This window comes from Planktotalea sp. (assembly GCF_039984035.1).
Lineage (GTDB): Bacteria > Pseudomonadota > Alphaproteobacteria > Rhodobacterales > Rhodobacteraceae > Planktotalea.
Genome location: NZ_JBDWVM010000479.1, coordinates 1 through 2,356, shown reverse-complemented (window position 1 = coordinate 2,356; position 2,356 = coordinate 1). Strand labels below are relative to the sequence as shown.

The following is a 2,356-nucleotide window of genomic DNA, read 5'->3' as shown; positions in this document are numbered from 1 at the left end:
AGTTTTGCATCGGGAAGCCAGTGGTACAGAATAGTAGCCAAGAAATCGGACAAAGACTTGAACGTGTAAGGCGTATTGAGGGATTGTCACAGGGTAAGTTCTGCGAGGAGCTCGGTATCAGTCGTACCAGCCTTCAGAATTATGTCCGTGGAGATCGAGATATACCTCTGCCAGTGTTGGCAACGCTTTTGGAGAAATTTGCGACGGACCCGATTTGGTTAATGTATGGCGACGAATCGGACGTCAGCATGAGGCACAAATCGAGCATATTGGCAGAGATTCGTAGCATCGGAATTGCGCTTGAAGAACGAGCCGCTATTCGCAACATCGTTCTTGCACGCGAAGAACGATGGAGGCTCGTTTCTCAAATTTACACTGCGCTACTCCTGAACGGGAGTGCCGACCAGAGATTACCACCTAACGATTTCATTATGGATCAAATGCTTGAAAACAATGGCCATAAATAGGCGAAAAACCGTAACCGACGGCGACGTAGTTGATGCGTCAAAATATCACCAACACAAGGCAGGAAGGCTGGCAGAGCTGATTGATGCAAGCTTGGACAATCATGTTCAAACAGACAGTGGGAACGACAGTCCGAACAGGAATCCTCCAAATATATTGGTACTGTTCATCATTGGCGCGGGGCTCATCCTTGTTTCCTTTATAGCATACATTCAAATGCTGAACGTGCAGGAACGGGTGGACCTACTTAGTCCAGATCTGTCATACGATCAGCTTGTAGAGATGGGACGGGACATTGCGCGTTCTTCCGCGATTTGGTTCTATTTCTTCGTGGCATCGCTTGTATGCGGCGCTGTATTTCTCGGCGCTGGTTTGGTCCTAGTTTTTCTTCGTTCATTCAGGTGATTGTGTGGAAATTTTCGCCCAACGTGCATAACGCAACAATGACTTGTCCGAAGTATGACATGGTGTCGAACCGTCGCTAACGAACCAAGCTTCCGTTGGTGTTGCTCCATTAACCATTAAGTGCAATTGGAACATATGTATCGAATAAAGTTGCCCGTCTTAATTGGAATGGTGTTTATTGCCGTAATTTTGTTTTTATGTCGCGGATATTTCGCGGTCTCCGATCTTGGTGATGGGGATCAAACCAGTTTTTTGGCGTTCCCTTTATCTGTGATTTTACCAGTTATGGTATTTTCGTTTTTGGCCACACGGCGCACGATGGTGTCCCAAGAAGGTGCCCTCATGCAGCTCGGCGCGATGGTACAAATCCTACTGATAATCGCCTTGCCCCGTTTTGCACTATATCTCGCTCTTGGATTCCCCGTTGTATTTCTACTTGTCGAACTCTTTGAGACAAAGATACCGAGCGTATTCAAGACCGCAATCAAGAGCAGATTGCTCGCATGATTGAACTGTCCCTACCTGAATCTTGGATGCTCACGCTACGTTGGGGGTTGCTGTTGGGTCCGGTTTGCCTGGCATTGGTGATGGTGCGGCTACGTCACCTTTCGCATAGAACCCAAGTCGCCGGTTTATTTGCCTTTCTTTATGGCGTTGCGATGGTTTTCGTGAGTCATTCATTTGCTGTCTGGGTGGGTTGGTGGAGTTATGGCTGGGACGCATTAATGGTGAACAACTTGCCTGCCGATATCATTCTGGGCGGGGCTGTATTGTTTGGACCGGGGTTGTATTTCTCATTTCCTAAGACGCGCCCGCTCATGATTTGCTTACCTATCATAATCGGATTGCACGGAACGATATTCAGTTCTTTGGAGCCGCTCGTCTTTGCAGGGCCATATTGGTTTTTCGGCGTCTTGTTTGTCTTTGCTACAGCACATCTGCCTGCGATCTATCTCGCCAAATGGACAGAAGCCGACACACATCTACCGCTTCGCTGTGCGCTCCTTGCGATCATGACTGGCGGAATGATCTTTGTTGTTTTGCCATCGTTGATCATGCAAGCCATGGGCGGAGCATGGGACATATTTGGCAAGCCCTCTTGGTTGATCGGCCTCGCATTGTTCATGCTTTTGATCACGTCCTTGATCGGAGTATCCGCAAACCAAACGCTTTGCCTACAAGGGCGCGGGACGCCAATCCCTCTCGATCCCACCAAACGTCTCGTGACAACGGGGCTCTATGCGTATGTTTCAAATCCCATGCAGTTGTCGGCGGCTTTGGGATGGGTCGTCTTGGGCCTATTCTTACAAAACGTCTGGATTATGGCAGCATCATTGATGGCATGGATCTTTGTTCAAGGGATGGTTCGATGGCATCATCGGAATGACCTATTGAAGCGCTTTCCGACTGGCTGGCCCGAATATAAGGTACATGTCCCAGAGTGGCTTCCTCGCTGGCGACCATGGACTAAGGCACGCGCGGTTTT

The 2,356-nt window shown here is 48.9% G+C and carries 2 protein-coding genes; both read left to right on the top strand.

Annotation, left to right across the window (positions count from 1 at the left end; genetic code table 11):
- The coding region (locus ABJQ89_RS21625; protein ID WP_348498219.1) for a helix-turn-helix transcriptional regulator at positions 1-467 on the top strand (467 nt) is incomplete at its 5' end.
- A gap of 906 nt (positions 468-1,373) precedes the next feature.
- Positions 1,374-2,356: methyltransferase (locus ABJQ89_RS21620; protein WP_348498218.1), on the top strand; the 983-nt coding region annotated here is incomplete at its 3' end.